At 62.8% G+C, this 16,542-nt stretch carries 13 protein-coding genes and 1 pseudogene; 7 read left to right on the top strand and 7 right to left on the bottom strand.

The window, feature by feature from the left end:
• The 4 genes from Q0331_RS07905 to Q0331_RS07890 form a co-directional block, all read right to left on the bottom strand.
• Positions 1-547: ATP-binding cassette domain-containing protein (locus tag Q0331_RS07905; protein ID WP_298075845.1), on the bottom strand; the 547-nt coding region annotated here is incomplete at its 3' end.
• Positions 548-625: 78 nt separating this feature from the next.
• Positions 626-1,117, bottom strand: a complete 492-nt coding sequence (ispF, locus tag Q0331_RS07900; RefSeq protein WP_298075844.1) for a 2-C-methyl-D-erythritol 2,4-cyclodiphosphate synthase — start codon at positions 1,115-1,117, stop codon at positions 626-628.
• A gap of 51 nt (positions 1,118-1,168) precedes the next feature.
• Complete coding sequence (locus Q0331_RS07895) at positions 1,169-1,996, bottom strand: 2-C-methyl-D-erythritol 4-phosphate cytidylyltransferase (protein WP_298075843.1); 828 nt, start codon at positions 1,994-1,996, stop codon at positions 1,169-1,171.
• A gap of 14 nt (positions 1,997-2,010) precedes the next feature.
• Positions 2,011-2,601, bottom strand: coding sequence for a CarD family transcriptional regulator (locus Q0331_RS07890; RefSeq protein ID WP_049049590.1), 591 nt, complete (start codon positions 2,599-2,601; stop codon positions 2,011-2,013).
• A gap of 254 nt (positions 2,602-2,855) precedes the next feature.
• Between Q0331_RS07890 and Q0331_RS07885 the strand changes: the two genes are divergently transcribed.
• Together Q0331_RS07885 and radA are read left to right on the top strand one after the other, a co-directional pair.
• Complete coding sequence (locus tag Q0331_RS07885; protein WP_298075842.1) at positions 2,856-3,443, top strand: hypothetical protein; 588 nt, start codon at positions 2,856-2,858, stop codon at positions 3,441-3,443.
• 83 nt (positions 3,444-3,526) lie between these two features.
• Positions 3,527-4,957 (top strand): DNA repair protein RadA, encoded by a 1,431-nt coding sequence (gene radA, locus Q0331_RS07880; protein WP_298075841.1) that lies wholly within the window; start codon positions 3,527-3,529, stop codon positions 4,955-4,957.
• A 23-nt stretch (positions 4,958-4,980) separates the two neighbouring features.
• On the opposite strand, the gene Q0331_RS07875 is transcribed toward radA, so the two are convergent.
• Positions 4,981-5,694 carry a hypothetical protein gene (locus tag Q0331_RS07875; RefSeq protein ID WP_298075840.1) on the bottom strand — a complete coding sequence of 238 codons (714 nt, stop codon included), beginning with the start codon at positions 5,692-5,694 and terminating at the stop codon, positions 4,981-4,983.
• A 67-nt stretch (positions 5,695-5,761) separates the two neighbouring features.
• On the bottom strand, positions 5,762-6,406 hold the full coding sequence (locus Q0331_RS07870) for a carbonic anhydrase (protein WP_298075839.1): 645 nt from the start codon (positions 6,404-6,406) through the stop codon (positions 5,762-5,764).
• A gap of 36 nt (positions 6,407-6,442) precedes the next feature.
• Here Q0331_RS07870 and Q0331_RS07865 point away from each other — a divergent pair, with 36 nt between their 5' ends.
• The 3 genes from Q0331_RS07865 to Q0331_RS07855 all read left to right on the top strand — a co-directional run bounded on the left by Q0331_RS07865 (position 6,443) and on the right by Q0331_RS07855 (position 10,448).
• Positions 6,443-7,492: an A/G-specific adenine glycosylase gene (locus tag Q0331_RS07865; protein WP_298075838.1), complete on the top strand. Its 1,050-nt coding sequence runs from the start codon at positions 6,443-6,445 to the stop codon at positions 7,490-7,492.
• A gap of 82 nt (positions 7,493-7,574) precedes the next feature.
• A complete protein-coding gene (brnQ, locus tag Q0331_RS07860; RefSeq protein ID WP_298075837.1) occupies positions 7,575-9,017 on the top strand; it encodes a branched-chain amino acid transport system II carrier protein in 1,443 nt (480 codons plus the stop codon).
• 48 nt (positions 9,018-9,065) lie between these two features.
• Positions 9,066-10,448: a lipase family protein gene (locus tag Q0331_RS07855; RefSeq protein WP_298075836.1), complete on the top strand. Its 1,383-nt coding sequence runs from the start codon at positions 9,066-9,068 to the stop codon at positions 10,446-10,448.
• A gap of 39 nt (positions 10,449-10,487) precedes the next feature.
• Here the strand turns inward: Q0331_RS07855 and Q0331_RS07850 are convergent, their stop codons facing one another.
• Positions 10,488-13,145 (bottom strand): ATP-dependent Clp protease ATP-binding subunit, encoded by a 2,658-nt coding sequence (locus Q0331_RS07850; RefSeq protein ID WP_298075835.1) that lies wholly within the window; start codon positions 13,143-13,145, stop codon positions 10,488-10,490.
• A gap of 472 nt (positions 13,146-13,617) precedes the next feature.
• Between Q0331_RS07850 and Q0331_RS07845 the strand changes: the two genes are divergently transcribed.
• Entirely contained in the window at positions 13,618-15,378 is a 1,761-nt protein-coding gene (locus tag Q0331_RS07845) for an AMP-binding protein (RefSeq protein WP_298075834.1), read from the top strand.
• Between the two features lie 386 nt (positions 15,379-15,764).
• A pseudogene (thiD, locus tag Q0331_RS07840) lies at positions 15,765-16,538 on the top strand (bifunctional hydroxymethylpyrimidine kinase/phosphomethylpyrimidine kinase); the annotation flags it as partial.
• Between the last annotated feature and the right edge of the window lie 4 nt (positions 16,539-16,542).

Genomic DNA, 16,542 nt, shown 5'->3' with positions numbered 1-16,542 from the left:
CTTCCAAGGGCTGATGACTAGAAACCCAAAGGCCAACGCCCGCTTCCGCAATGGATCGATAGAGCCCTTGCAGATCCCGCTTCGCCAGTGGGTCGAGTGCGGCGCTGGGTTCGTCCAGCAGTATGTGCTCCGCGTTAGAGTTCAGGGCTGTAGCTATTTGCACGCGAGCTTGCTGCCCACCAGACAACTTGCTGCATTGCTTATGTGCGTGTGCTTTAAGTCCGACGAATTCAATCCAATAGGCTGCGGACCTCTTGCTCTCCGCCCAACCGGCTCCATTAAGCCAGGCGACGTAGGAAACATAGTCGACCACGCGCGCCCCATTGATGCTTTCGAAAAGTTGCGGGACGTACACCGCTCGGCCCAACTTCGGCACAGCGCCTTTGGACGGTTTTAGCTGTCCGGCCAGCAACTTCATAAGCGTGGTCTTACCGGCGCCATTGACACCCAGGATCACTGTTGGGCTAGCGGGAACCTCGAGGGAGTGGACCTCGACTCCTTCATTAGAGCGCGGGTAGCTAAAAGAAAATGAGTAGCTATTCGACAAGGAAGTTTCAGACCTTTAGTGCGCAGAGATTCTGTGTGATGGAACAAACCTACGAAGACATAAAAGGATTGTCAATAACTAATTCTGCGCCTGCCACACGACCGCCGTCGCCACGGCCGCCACACCCTCGCCGCGGCCGGTGAAGCCCATGTGATCGGTCGTGGTGGCAGAGACGGAAACCGGAGCGCCGATCAGCTCTCCCATCACCTTCTCGGCCTCCGCGCGCCGGGTGCCCATCTTCGGGCGGTTCCCCACCATCTGCACCGCCGTGTTGCCGATCACGAAGCCCTTGGATTCCAGCAGCTCACGACACTCGCGCAGTAGGCGTTCGCCGGAGACGTTGTCGTATTCCTTGCGCCCCACCCCGACGAAGCTGCCCAGGTCCCCCAGCCCGGCGGCGGAGAGCAGCGCATCCACTACCGCGTGCGCCACCACGTCGCCGTCGGAGTGCCCCTCGCACCCGTCCTGCCCCTCCCACAGCAGGCAGGCCATCCAGCAATCTTTACCTGGCTGCACCTGGTGAGCATCCGTCGCAATGCCGACGCGGGGGATGATGTGTGGGGTGTTCATGCCGTCTGCCTCTCGCCTCTGGTTGCGTTCTACTTGTCTGCTGGGGGCCTTCTAGCCCTCGCTGCCATTCAGGATCATCTGCGCCACGCGGTAATCCTGGGGTGTGGTGATCTTCATAGCTAGCGGATCGGCATCAACCGCCACCACCGGGAAGCCTGCCATCTCCATCAGTGAGGCATCGTCTGTTACCAGCGGCAGCGGTGAGGCACCGACCCGATCCACCGCGTGCGCGGAACTGATCTCCGTGGTGCGCAAGTACTGCTCATTGGCTTCAATCAGCTTCTCCAGGTCAAATACCTGCGGCGTAGCTGCTGCCCGCAGGCTAGCGCGGTCTGGTGTCTGCTCCACGACCGTCTGCCCTGCGCGGGGGCCGGAGGTGGGGGCGTCAATAACTTTAATAGTGTCTACCACCGGCAACACCGGGATCGCCCCGCACCAGGAACCACCCGCGACACCACGGCGCGCGCGGTCGACAACCTCGGCGATCATGGCGGGTGGGGTGAGGCAGCGGGCGGCATCGTGGACGGCTACGAAGCGCCCCTCGGTGGCCTCGCCCGCAGCATTTAGCCGCCGTTGGATCGCAACGAGGCCCGCGTACACAGAGTCAAAGCGCTCGCCACCGCCAAGCTCCACGCTGACGGTCATGGGCGCCCACTCCGCGGCGTTGATTGGATCACTGACGATGCGCCCGGCGTGGTCGCGCATGTTCTCGCTGACCAGCACAATCGCTTGATCGATGTTTTGGGACGCCGCCAGGCCGTCCAACGACCGTTCCAGCAGCGATCGACCGTTGAGTTCGACGAAAGCCTTCGGGGTATCGAAACCCAGGCGAGTGCCACTACCGGCGGCGGCGACGAGTGCGTAGACGTTCGCTGTCACAGCGCCTGCCCGGTTTAGTCTTCGCCGTCCAGCTCGTCGTCCAGATCAATGGAGCCGCCGGACTTGGAGTCCTCGTCCACGCCTGCGGCACGGGCTGCAGCGGCGGCCTCGCGGTGACGCTTGATGGCGGCCTGCATCTCGGCCAGTAGCGCGTCGGTCTTCTTGTCGTCCACACCCTCGGCCAGTGCGAGCTCGCCCACGAGGATCTGGCGGGCCTTGGCCAGCATGCGCTTCTCACCGGCGGACAGGCCGCGGTCCTGGTCGCGGCGCCAGAGGTCGCGCACAACCTCGGCAACCTTGTTCACGTCACCACTGGTCAGGCGCTCCTGGTTCGCCTTGTAACGGCGGGACCAGTTGCCGGCCTCTTCCACGTCGGTCTCGCGCAGTACGGAGAAGACCTTGCGCAGGCCTTCCTCGCCCACTACGTCACGCACGCCAACCTTCTCGGCATTCGCGGCCGGGACACGCACGGAAAGATCGCCCTGGTTGATGCGCAGCACCAGGTAGTCGACGGTTTCCCCCTTGAACTCCCGCTGCTCGATGCCCTCGATGACGGCGGCGCCGTGGTGCGGGTAAACGACCGTATCTCCGACTGCGAACTCCATAAGTGTTCCTCTAACGTCCTTCCGAAAGACCGTGCCGGGCACTGGCAGGCACGGCGTAAATACCCGAGTAAATACCCGATAGATTCTACCGTAATCGACCGCGCTACCCGCATTTGGGGCATAAAACCCCCAGCAAGCGCACACTAGGGGGCACTAATTAACCTTAAAGGCCTCCTTGGCTAGGTGTACCGGCCCCCTACAAGCTAGGCTGGGTGCAGACGTTTTTATTCAACTGCTTTTAAGACATGCCTCAGATGGAGGAACGCATCGTGAAGACCCTCAAGGCCCAGCCGCTGAAGACGACCTTTGCCCGTGGTGCGCTGGCGCTGGTCGCAGCAGGTTCCGCACTCGCGCTGTCCGCGTGTGGTGCAGGTCAGATTTCCCAGACTTCCAGCCAGGTTGCCGCAGTCAACGGTGCTAGCGGCACCGCTGAGCACGCTGCCGTACAGGACGTTAACGTAGTTGTCGGCCCGGACAACTCCCTGGCTCTGAAGTTCACCATCACGAACGAGGACAACCACGGCAAGCCTGTCAAGGTTGAGTCCGTGAAGGTGGAGAGCAAGGAGATCTCCGGCCTGAGCGGCAAGGAGATCCCGGCTGGCGGCTCTCTGGTTGCCGACGGCAAGTTCGCCATGGAAGACCTGGAGGCCAAGAACCAGAAGCAGCTGCAGTACGCCACCACCTCCATCAAGGGACTGGATGACGTTTACGTCGGCGGCCACAAGAAGGTCACCTTCAAGCTTAACGTCGGCGAAGTCGAACTGAGCGCACCGGTTTCCGCATACGTTCCAGAGGCTGGCAAGCTGCACCGCGACGAGGATGGCAGCCTGACCGACAAGTAGCCCCAAGAGGTAGGCTTCCTCAAAATCGAACAAACGTCGCCGCCGGGCATTGGTTGTCCGGGGCGGCGTTTATTGTTGTGAGCATGGCAAGTAAGTCGAGCAAAGCAAGCCGGGTTTTCGTCTGCACCTCCTGCGACCACCAGCTGTCGAAATGGATGGGGCGCTGCCCACAGTGTGGTGAATGGGGATCGCTGGAGGAGCGGGACACGCGCTCTCTGGGTGCACTGGGGTTCGCCGGTGTTGCGGGCGCTGGCGGTGGCGTGGGGCGCCGCGGTGGGGGACGCGGGGCTGCCGGCCTAGTTCCAGGAGCCAGCGCCCAACCGGTCACCCAGGTGGATCCGACAATCGCCAAACACCGCCCCACGGGTATCGGGGAGCTAGACCGCGTACTAGGCGGCGGCATCGTCCCGGGCAGCGCTGTGCTGCTGGCGGGTGAACCGGGTGTGGGTAAATCCACCTTGCTTCTAGAGGTTGCTGCGGCGTGGGCTAAGAAGGGGCATACGGTTCTGATTCTCACCGCGGAGGAATCCATAGGACAGGTGCGCCACCGCGCGGAGCGTACCGGCGCGCTGCACGACAAGCTCTATCTGGCCAGCGAAAATGACCTGGAGAATGGTCTGGCGCAGGTCGATGCACTTAGCCCGGAACTAATCATCGTGGATTCCCTGCAGACAATGCAGGCCACTGGGGTGGAAGGCGTGGCTGGTGGCGTGGCCCAAACCCGCGCGGTCACCAGTACCCTGACAACCCTGGCGAAGATGTCTGGCACGCCTGTCATCGCAGTGGGTCACGTGACGAAGGAGGGTGCGGTCGCCGGCCCCCGCACCATCGAGCACCTGGTCGATGTCGTGTTGAACTTCGAGGGCGACAAGCACTCCTCCATGCGCTTTCTGCGCGGCATCAAGAATCGCTTCGGCGCCACGGACGAGGTCGGCTGCTTCGAGCAGACCGCCCACGGCATCCAGGAGGTTGCGGATCCCAGCGGACTGTTCTTGCATCACCGCACGGAATCTGTGACCGGCACCGCAGTCACCGTCGTGATGGACGGGCGCCGCGCCATGGTCGGCGAGCTGCAAACTTTGGCTCTTAACAGTGAGTTTAAAAACCCGAAACGCTACATGACCGGCATGGATGCCTCGCGCGTATCGATGGTGCTGGCCGTCCTCTCCGAACGCTGCGGATTGCCACTGGCAGATAAGGAAGTCTACGCCGCCACGGTCGGCGGGATGAAGATTCTGGAGCCTTCCGCGGATCTGGCGACCGGGCTTGCGCTGGCCTCTACCGCGAAACGTACCCCGCTCCCCCTGGGCTTGGTCGCCCTCGGTGAGGTGGGCTTGGGTGGGGAAGTGCGCCGCATTCCGCAGCTCACTCAAAGGCTGGCAGAGGCGCACCGCCTGGGCTTCCACACCGCGCTAGTGCCGAAGAACTGCCACTACGAAGCTCCGAAGGGAATGAAGGTAAAGGAAGTATCCACGCTCTGCCAGGCGGTCAACTACTGCCTATCTACTGACTAGGCCACCAGCCAGGCCATTACTAGCTACTGCAAGTTAAACGAGGCCGGCTGGGACGTATTGTCGCCCACGTGGGCGTACAGCAGGTAGCTTCCCGGATCGACCGGTTTGCGGTCCTCGCACTTGCCCGGAGCGGAGGTGGTACGGGACCAGGCAGCCATCTCGTAGTTCGCGGACTCGCCGGCCTTGATCTTCGTATCGCCTACGACCTCCGGCTCGTTGCAGTCGATGTCGCCCCACACGCGCTCATAGTTGCCCATGGTGAAGACCTCGAACTTCAGCGGGGAATCATCGAAGTTGATGTCACAATCCGCATTCGTCGGGTTCTCGATCTTCACGAAGAAGTTCGGCTGCTGCTCCGCGTTGAACGTCGGAGCACCCGGTCGCGCAATTACCCGCAGGTCGGCGAGCGAGCAAGAATCCTTCTTCTCGTCCTTGTTCTCGTCGCTCTCGTCGTCCTTGCCTTTATCTTTGTCCTTTTCTTCGGACGCCTTCTCTTCCTCCGAATCGCTCGGTTCCGTACCCTTCGGCGGCTCCGGCGAGCTAGTCATATCCTGCTGCTCAGAGGTAGTGATGGCAGTCTCGGTGGACGCCGTGTTCTCGGAGTCCCCTCCCCCACTGACCAGGCTGATTAAAGCCCAGATCACACCGATCACAACGACCAAGATCACCACCGCAGCGATGCGGCGGCGGATATACACTTCGCGTGGCAACGGGCGCCTGTTGTCTTCATCAGTCACGCAACTAATGCTAAAGGCTGCCCGCTACAAGACAGCGCATAGACACGGGATAAACCCGGCAAAACTCCTAGTGAACGCGCTGTGCGCCCTCAATATCCAACCCGTAACTGACCAGCGGCTCGGCCAGGCCATCGGACAGGCGGTAGCGCAGCCCCACAACTGCGCAACGGTTGTCGGCCAGACGCGCCTGAATCTCCGGCGAACGATCCACGATGTGGTCGGCGATCTCCGCCACGTGGTTGCGTTCGAAGGCGTCACTACTTTCCATGCCGCGCTTCTTCGCGGACAGCAACGAGGGCGTGACCTTCTCCACGAGCACGCGCTGGAATCCCGCGGGCATGTCGCCGCCGTTCAACGCCTGGGAGGCGGCCGCAACCGCGCCGCATTTCTCGTGCCCCAGCACCACAACCAGCGGCACCTCCAGGGAGTCCACCGCGAACTCCAGGGAGGCCAGCACGGACAGGTCGGTAATCTCGCCGGCGGTGCGGATTACGAAGACATCGCCGAGCCCCTGATCGAAGAGGATCTCCACCGGGGCGCGGGAATCGGAACACGCCAACACTACAGCCTGGGGCTTCTGCCCCTCCTGCAGGGAAATGCGGCGGCTCAAGTCCTGGCGCGGGTGGTCGGAATCGCCGCGCATGAAACGTTCGTTGCCTTCGCGCAGACTATCCCAAGCCTGCTGCGGGGTCTGATGTTGGCTGGAAGTCATGGTTCCATTGTGCACCGCGCTACAGTGATTCGTGCAATGAACTCCCCTTCCGCCGCCTCCCCCGATCTGCCCACCGGCCCGCACAGTAGCTTGCCCGCCAAGCTGAACTCTTGGTACGCCCGCAACGCCCGCGATCTGCCCTGGCGCCACCCGGATACCAGCCCGTGGGCGATTCTGCTGAGCGAGGTCATGAGCCAGCAAACGCCCGTCGCCCGCGTGATTCCCCTCTGGCAGGCTTGGCTAGAACGCTGGCCCACCCCGGCGGATCTGGCCGAGGCGCCGCGGTCCGAGATCTTAAAAATGTGGGCCAACCTGGGCTATCCCCGGCGCGCGCTTCGCCTCAAGGAATGCGCGCTCGCCTGCGTGGAACGCCACGGCGGCGAGGTGCCCAGCGATATTGCCGAGCTCGAGGCCCTGCCGGGGATCGGTCACTACACCGCCCGCGCCGTCGCGGCCTTCGCCTTTGGTCAGGCCGTGCCGGTTGTGGATACGAATGTGCGCCGCGTCTACCGCCGCCTCGTCGACGGTCGCTACCTACAAGGCCCCGCCCGCGCGCGCGACCTGGCGGATGTGGCCTCGTTGCTGCCCCACGTCGATCCGGATCCTCGTTTGGTTGGACGCCAACTGCCTCCACCGCCCCAGCCTCAGCCCACTGACACGAGCACCGGCTCCTGCGCGGGCACAGACACGGGCACTGGCGCCACAAGAGACGCAGACCGAGACTCCGCGAACCTGATGTGTGCCGCGCTCATGGAGCTCGGCGCTTTGATCTGCACCGCGAAAAACCCAGCATGCGACCAGTGCCCCTTAATCGACGATTGCGCGTGGGTGCAGGCGGGCAAGCCGCAGCCGACAGAGGCGGAGGCACAGGCCGCGGCCCAGCGCGTGCAGAAGTTCGTGGGGACCGATCGCCAGGTCCGCGGAAAGATTATGGGGCTACTGCGGGAAGCGGGGGAAGGTGGCGTCACAAAGAAAGAGATAGACCTGCTGTGGCCCACAACCGAACAGCTCGAGCGAGCCCTGCAGTCACTGCTCGACGACGGGCTGGTGGCCCGCGAAGGCGCAACGTACCAGCTACCGCGCTAGAAGCGGGTGGAAGCGCTTAGGCTCTACGGGGATGCGTGCATTAGAGTGATAAACGTTACCCAAATCACATTAGGAATGATTTATGTCGACCTCACCCTCCTCGACCGCTAAGCAGTCAAACACAACCACCACCGTGGCGGCTGTTGGCCTCATGCTCTTCTCTATGTTCTTCGGCGCCGGCAACCTCATCTTCCCGCCCATGCTCGGCGTGGAATCCGGCGAGAACTTCACCCCTGCCATGATCGGCTTCCTGCTGACCGGAGTACTCATGCCGGTGCTGACGGTCATCGCCATCGCAATTTCCGGCAACGGTGTGCGCGACCTGGCCTCCCGCGCCGGCGCACTGTTCGGGCTCATCTTCGCGATCGTTGCCTACCTTTCCATCGGTGCGCTCTACGCCGTACCGCGCGCCGCAGCGATCGGCTACGAGCTGGGCATCGAATCCACCTTCGACCTCTCCGGCGGCTGGTGGCGCCTAACGGGCACATTCGCTTTCTTCCTGGTCTGCTTCCTGCTGACGCTTTGGCCCGGCAAGGTCGTAGATACTCTAGGCAAAGCCCTAACCCCAGTGCTGCTGATCCTGCTGGCCGTGCTGGCTATCGTCGGTCTGCAAAAGCTGAACTCCCCGAGCATTCCCGCCACTGAGGAGTACGCCTCCAACCCTCTGGTCAGCGGCATCTCCCAGGGCTATTTCACAATGGACTCCATCGGTGCGCTGGCCTTCGCGCTGATCGTGGTGAGCGCCTTTAGCCAGAAGGGCGAGACGGACCACAAGCGCATCATCAAGCTCTCCGGCATTGCGGCCTTCACCGCCGGTTTCTTCCTCATGCTGGTCTACCTGGGCCTCGGCCTGGTCGGCGCCCGCATGCCGGAGAAGGAAAGCTACAGCGACGGCGCAGCAATCCTGAGCTCCGCTGCACACCTGACCATGGGCAACACGGGTGAGATCGTGTTCTCGATGATCGTTCTGCTGGCCTGCATCACTACAGTCGTTGGTCTGACAGCAGCGACGTCTACCTTCTTCCACGAGCTGGTTCCGGCCATCAGCTACCGCTGGTGGGCCACCATTCTGACGCTCGTGGGCCTTGCTATCGCCAACCTGGGCTTGGAGAGAATTCTGAGCGTCTCTGGTCCAGTGATCGGCCTGATCTACCCTCCGGCGATCGTACTTATCGCGCTTTCCTACGTGCACCTGCTGTGCCGCCAGCACAAGCTAGTGTTTTCCTACCGCATCGGCGTGGCCGTGGCCTTCCTGTTCTCCTTCATCGACTTCCTGGCCGCCCTGAACGTGCCGGTCGACGAACTACAGAGCGCCCTGAGCTGGATTCCGCTGATGGATGCAGGCATGGGCTGGCTGCTGCCCACCATCTTCCTCACCGCCATTGGCTTGGTCATCGACCTGACCCGCAAGGTGCCAAACGACGAAGACAAGGACGTGGACCTGGAGGCGCTGGATCCGTTCACGGCGAATGTGGACGCCAAAGATACCGACAGCGCAACGGATGCCCCCGTTTCACGGGGCTAATTAGCGATACCTAATACTTCGGACAGAGAAAACGCTTAGGATGCCCCTATGACGTTTTCTCGTAGAAGTTCCAACCACTCCCCCTCTGACCGTTCCCGATCCCTCCGTTCCCGAACCCTAACCGCTACCTTCGCAGTTCTGCTGCCCGCAGCCATCGCCGCCTCCGGAATGGCCCCAGCCACCGCAGCACCCGGCGGGCTCTATGGGTCCGTCGAGGGATCCGCCTCTAAGGCCGCCGCCACTGGCAGCGGCAAGTCCGTAGTGGGTTCCCTGCCTAACTACGACCCAGATGGCTTCTACTCCTCCCTGCCTTTGCAGGTAAAGGGCAAGCCAGGCGAAATCATCAAGACTGCCCCCAGCAACTTTGCCCTCGGAATCCCCTTCGTCGACTGGACGAACAGCGAGGCCCAGCGCGTGGCCTACGTTTCCACCAACTCCCGTGGCGAGACCGTACCCGTCACCGGCACCGTGCTGGTTCCCCGCGCTCCCTACACCGGTGGCGGGGAGCGCCCACTGCTGGTCGTAGCTCCGGGCACTCAGGGCAGCGGCGATGCGTGCGCCCCAGGCAAGCTGCTGCCAATGGGCTTGGAGTATGAGGCTGCGCCCGTCGCCGCCGCCCTCTCCCGCGGCTGGGCCGTGGCGCTGACCGACCTGAACGGCCTGGGCACTCCGGCGCAGCACACGTACATGAACCGCGTGGATCAGGGCAACGCCACCCTGGACATGGCCCGCGCGGCGAAGAACATGCCTCGAGTGCCAAAGAGCGCACCGGTTGCGGTGTGGGGTTACTCGCAGGGCGGCGGTTCCTCCGCTGCAGCTCTGGAGCTGGCTCACACTTACGCCCCGGAGATCAACCTGAAGGCGGGCTACGCGGGTGGTGTGCCGGCGGATTTGGCTATGACTGCCACCGCCATCGACAACGGCCCGCTGGCCGCCGCCCTGGGCTACACGCTGAATGGTTTCCTCGTCTCCAACCCAGAGATCCGCGATGCCGTGGAGGAAAAGATGAACGACAAGGGCAAGGAGTTCGTCCGCCAGACCGCCAGCGAATGCGTCCCCGAATCCCTTGCGCGCCACGCCTACACGGATACGCGCACGCTGACGAAGAACGGCGAGTCACTCACGGAGCTGCTGGAGCAGGAGCCGTTCAAGAAGCTTGTTGACGCCCAACGCATCGGCAGCCGCCCACCCCAGGTCCCTGTGTACGTCGGCCATGGCACGAACGATGACACGATCCCGGTTGAGCAGAGCCGCCGTATGGCCCGCCAGTGGGCGGAGGGTGGCGCGAAGGTGAACTACGCGGAGCACAATATCCCGCGCACGTTCCCCCTGGGCGATCACATGCTGCCGATGTTCTCGCACCTGCTGCCTGCCCTGGACTGGGTGGATAACGTGATCCACGATCGCCCAGTGCAGTTCAACAAGGCCTAATCAACGCCTAATCAACAAGGCCCAGCCCAAGAGGCTTAGTTAGCCTTTCTGATTCCAGTCGTCGCTGGAATCTGCGGCGTCAAAACCCTTATCCTCCGGCACATTGCCCTCGGCGGCGACAGAGACCGCCTCCTGGGCCTCGTCGGCGGCGAAGTCCTCTTCACCGACCTCCGGCAGCGGCTTGGGCTTGGTGTCGAAGACGAACTTCGCATCGTCGCCCTTGGACTCGCCGTCCCAGTTCTCGACGTCGACGGTGACGATCTCGCCGGCGCCGATCTCGCCGAACAGGATCTTCTCGGACAGGTGATCCTCGATCTCGCGCTGGATCGTGCGGCGTAGCGGGCGGGCGCCCAGTACTGGGTCGAAACCACGCTTGGCCAGCAGGGACTTCGCCTGCTCGGTGAGCTCCAGGTCCATATCCTTCGCCTGCAGGGCGGTGCGCACGCGGCCCAGCAGCAGATCCACCATCTGCACGATCTGCTCGCGGGTCAGCTGGTGGAAGACCACGATGTCGTCGATACGGTTCAGGAACTCCGGGCGGAAGTGCTTCTTCAGCTCGTCGTCGACCTTCTGCTTCATCCGCTCGTACTGGGTCTCCTCGTCGGCCTCGCCGGATGCGCTGAAGCCCATGCCCACAGCCTTGGAGATGTCTCTGGTGCCCAGGTTCGAGGTGAAGATCAGGACGGTGTTCTTGAAGTCCACCATGCGGCCCTGGCCGTCGGTCAGGCGACCGTCTTCCAGCACCTGCAGCAGGGTGTTGTAGATCTCCGTGTGGGCCTTCTCGATCTCGTCGAACAGCACCACGGAGAACGGCTTGCGGCGGACCTTCTCGGTCAGCTGGCCACCCTCGTCGTAGCCGACGTATCCCGGAGGCGCACCGAACAGGCGGGATGCCGTGAACTTGTCGTGGAACTCGCCCATGTCGATCTGGATCAGCGCGTCATCGTCGCCGAACAGGAACTCGGCCAGAGCCTTCGACAGCTCGGTCTTACCCACACCGGACGGGCCGGCGAAGATGAACGAACCGGACGGGCGCTTCGGGTCCTTCAGGCCGGCGCGGGTTCGGCGGATGGCGCGGGAGACGGCCTTGACGGCATCGTCCTGGCCGATGATGCGCTTGTGCAGCTCGTCTTCCATGTGCAGCAGGCGGGTGGACTCTTCCTCGGTGAGCTTGAACACGGGGATGCCGGTCCAGGTGCCCATGACCTCGGCGATCTGCTCCTCGCCCACCTCGGCGACTTCATCCAGCTCGCCGGCGCGCCAGGCCTTTTCCTTCTCCGCACGCTCTTCGCCCAGCTTGCGCTCGTCGTCGCGCAGGGCTGCTGCCTTCTCGAAGTCCTGGTCGTCGATGGCGGCCTCCTTCTTACGGCGCACCTCGGCGATCTTGTCGTCGATGTCCTGGATGGCCTTCGGGGCGGTCATGCGCTTGATGCGCATGCGAGCGCCGGCCTCGTCGATCAGGTCCACAGCCTTATCCGGCAGGAAGCGGTCATTGATGTAGCGATCTGCCAGCTGGGCTGCGGCCTTCAGCGCTCCGTCGGTGATGGATACGCGGTGGTGTGCCTCGTAGCGGTCGCGCAGCCCTTTCAGGATCTCCACGGTCAGCTCCACGGAGGGCTCCGGAACCTGTACCGGCTGGAAGCGGCGCTCCAGCGCGGCATCCTTCTCGATGTGCTTGCGGTACTCGTCCAGGGTGGTAGCACCGATGGTCTGCAGCTCGCCGCGGGCCAGCTTCGGCTTCAGGATGCTGGCAGCGTCGATCGCACCCTCGGCGGCACCTGCGCCGACCAGGGTGTGGATCTCGTCGATGAACAGGATGATATCGCCGCGCTGGTTGATCTCCTTCAGCACCTTCTTCAGGCGTTCCTCGAAATCACCGCGGTAACGGGAACCCGCCACCAGGGACCCCAAGTCCAGGGAGTACAGCTGCTTATCCTTCAACGTCTCCGGCACCTTGCCGTTGACGATGTCCAGTGCCAGGCCCTCGACCACGGCGGTCTTACCCACGCCGGGTTCGCCGATCAGCACTGGGTTGTTCTTGGTGCGGCGGGATAGCACCTGCATTACGCGCTCGATCTCGTTCTCGCGGCCCACGACCGGGTCCAGCTTGCCATCCTTGGCTGCCTGAGTGAGGTTGCGGCCGAACTGGTCCAAAACCAGGGAGTTGGACTTCTGACCGGGGCGGCTCGGCGCACCCTCCGGACTGCTGCCCACACCGGCGGTAGCGGGCTCGCCGCCACCGTTTTCTTCCTCGTTCCCCTCGTAGCCGCTGAGCAGCTGGATTACCTGCTGGCGCACGCGGGACAGGTCTGCACCGAGCTTGACCAGCACCTGCGCCGCCACGCCTTCACCCTCGCGGATGAGGCCCAGCAGGATGTGCTCGGTGCCGATGTACTTGTGGCCCAGCTGCAGCGCCTCGCGCAGCGCGAGCTCCAGCACCTTCTTGGCGCGCGGGGTGAACGGGATGTAGCCGCTCGGCGGGTGGCCACCGGTACCGATGATGTCCTTGACCTCGGTGCGCACGGCATCCAGGGAGATGCCCATGGATTCCAGGGCCTTCGCTGCGACACCCTCGCCCTCTTGGATCAGGCCGAGCAGGATGTGCTCGGTGCCGATGTAGTTGTGATTCAGCGCGCGTGCTTCCTCCTGCGCCAACACAACGACGCGGCGCGCGCGATCCGTGAACCTCTCGAACATGGTGTGCTCCCTTTTTCAAAAGATGTAGCTTGCGTATTCGCCAATGTTGCCCACCTTAGCCGTGAGCGTGGACAACTCATATCGCCTTTCACGCAACACTGTGTTGTTGTTGCTTTATTCCGACGCCACCTCGGCCTCAACTACCCACATATCAGCAGTTCAACAGACATTCCGAGCCGAAATCTCTAAGCTGTACGCCGTCAGCGAACGCCCCCTATGAACCCCTTTTCCCCGGCTCCCCCACAACCTGTCGCTTCATAGTTATTTTTTCAAACCGAGAACTTTTTAGTCCAGAAACATTAAAGTGATGCACACCACTAAAACTTCGAGGCAGCGGTACTTGAGAACCCCCTCCAAGAGGACACCTCAGGAGAAACCACCTCGGAGAGAGCACCCCAGAGATAACAACCCAGAAAAACCACCCCAGAGAAACCCGCTCAGAGAGACTGACCCCAAGGAGAGTCACCCAAAAATGAACGCAGCAGCCGCCCAGTTGCCCAAGCCCTCCCTCACTGACCAGATCGGGACCGCAGGCACACTTCTTAAAGGCACACTGCCCCTGTTCAAATCGGGCGTCCTGGGATCCATGGGGCCCATCGCAGCTGGCAAAGCCCTCAAGGGAATCATCCAGTGGAGCTTCCTGCCCGCAGGCCTGCTGGCCATCGGCGCCGCGCGCGACCCGTACCACACGGCCATCATCGACGACGCCGGCTCGATGACCTACCAAGAACTCCATGAGCAGTCCACCGCCCTGGCACAGGCTCTATTCCGCACTGGCGTCCGCGAACGCGACCGCATCGGCGTACTGTGCCGCAACCACCGCGGATTCATCCTCACCCTGTGCGCACACGGTCGGTTGGGTACAGACATTGTGCTATTCAACACTGGGGCGTCAGCAAAGCAGACCCAGGCCGTGCTACAGGAACAAAAGATCGACATTCTTTTCATCGACGAGGAGTTCCTGCCGCTGCTGCCGAAGGATTTCGACGCCTGCCCCGTCGTCGTAGCCTGGGAAAACGGCGACACGCTGGGGCTCACCCGCGAAGCGGAGGAAGCCCTGAAGAAGGCCTCCAACGTTAGGGATGCGATCGACAGCGGCGACTACGCCACCCGCAGCGAAGACTGGCCCTCCCTGCACGAGGTGCTGAGCACCACCCCGGAGAATCTCTCCATCCCCACCCGCCCGCGCCAGGGGCGCACCATCATCCTGACCTCCGGAACTACCGGCACCCCGAAGGGCGCGCGCCGACCGGAGCCAAAGACGTACATGCCGGCGTCCTCCATCATGAGCCGCATCCCAATGCGCCACCACCGGCCGTCGTTCCTCTCCGCGCCGATGTTCCACACCTGGGGCTTCGCACAGATCCAGTTGGCGCTTGCGCTGCGCAACACCATGATCATGCAGCGCCGCTTCTCCCCCGAAGCTGCCGTGAAGCTGATCGAGAAGAACCGCCCGTACACCATTGCAATGGTGCCGACGATGCTGCGCCGCATGCTGGAGGTCGTGCCGGAGAACTTCAACTCGGGCACGAAGATCATCGCCACCTCCGGCGAGGCGCTGCCACCGAAGGTAGTGCGCGAGACGCAGGAGAAGTTCGGCGACGTGCTGTACAACCTCTACGGCTCGACGGAGGTCAGCTGGGCTTCTATTGCCACCCCACAGGATCTGCGCCAGCACATCAACACTGCGGGTAAGCCGCCGATGGCAACGACGCTGAAGGTCCTGGACGACAACGGCAAGGAACTGCCGAATGACGAGATCGGGCGCATCTTCGTGAAGAACGACATGCTATTCGAGGGCTACACGCGCCCGGGCTCCGACAAGGAGATCATCGACGGCATGGTCGCCACCGGAGACCTGGGCTACTACAACGATGAGGGCCTGCTGTTCATCTCCGGCCGTAGTGACGACATGATCGTCTCCGGTGGTGAGAACGTCTTCCCGCAGGAGACCGAGGACGTGGTTAACTCCATGGATTGTGTCGCCGAGTCCGCCGTGCGTGGTGTGGATGATCCGGAGTTTGGCCAGGCACTGTGCGCGTGGGTTGTGCCGGAGGGCAAGAGTGCGGCCGAGCTAACCGACGAGGAGAAGGCGGAGTTCGAGGAAAAGGCAAAGACGGAGGTCAAGGCTCACCTGGCTCGTCACAGTGTGCCGCGCTACTTCGTCTACCTGGACAAGCTCCCCCGCAACGCGGTGGGCAAGGTGGTTCCGCGCGAGCTGCCACAGCCTTAGCCCTCCCGGCCGCAGCCGTGGCCGCCCACCAGTCACGGCCTCGCCCCCTAGGCCTGTAGCCACCCCGCAGCCCATCCAAAAAGGCTTAAATGTCGTTAGAACGAGAATACGTTATCGGAAACGTTTTTTGTTTTAGCAAAACTGCTGGTCAGAGCGTTGCCGTCAGGGCTACACAGGTAGCAAATGTGACACTTTCTCGTTCTAACGACATTTAGCGCTGCGTAAAGCCAACCGAGGCGGTGGGCGCAAGCAAATGCGCCATAATGAGGGGCATGACCAACAACAGCCCCAACAACTCCGTTAGCCCCAACAACTCCGTAAGCCCCAACAACTCGGCCACCCCAGCTAGCTCTAGCAACACAAACCCCGGCAACTCCAACCCCCTCCGCCCGCGCGTGCTGTCCATCGCCGGCACCGACCCAACAGGCGGAGCGGGCGCGCAGGCAGATCTGAAGTCCATCATGGCGGCGGGTGGCTACGGCATGTCCGTCATTACCGCACTGGTCGCGCAGAACACGCAGGGCGTACGCGAGATCCACACTCCCCCGCTGGATTTCCTTCGCGCGCAGCTGGATTCCGTGTTCGACGACGTCACCGTCGATGCCGTGAAGATCGGCATGCTCGGCGACACGGAGACCATCCAGACCATCCGCGATTACCTGCAGAACCACCAGGTCACGACGGTGCTAGACCCGGTGGCGGTGGCTTCCTCGGGCGACCGGCTGCTCACTGCGGACGCCGAGGACGCACTGCGGGACTTCGCTGCCGCTTCTTCGGTTGTGACGCCCAATCTCCCTGAACTAGCACTCCTGACCAAGACCGAACTGGCCACCAGCGAGCAGCAGGCCGTTGACATTGCCGCGAAGTGGGCGCAGGAAACCGACACCACCGTCATCGTGAAGCTGGGTCACCTGTATGGACCGGAGGCCGGAAACATTGCAGTATCCCCTGCCGGGAAGACGCACAAGGTCGGCTCCCCGCGCGTGGAAACAAAAAACACCCACGGTACGGGGTGTTCTTTGTCTTCCGCGCTAGCCACTCGGCTGGGCGCGGGTGATTCGCTAGAGGATGCGCTGGATTGGTCCACTAAATGGCTCAACGAGGCCATCGCCAATGCCGACCGTTTGCTAGTCGGTAAAGGCCATGGCCCCGTTGACCACTCGG

The sequence above is a fragment of the uncultured Corynebacterium sp. genome (assembly GCF_937999985.1).
Lineage (GTDB): Bacteria > Actinomycetota > Actinomycetes > Mycobacteriales > Mycobacteriaceae > Corynebacterium.
The sequence above is the reverse complement of the archived record's forward strand: the minus strand, read 5'-3'. Positions and strand labels throughout refer to the sequence as shown.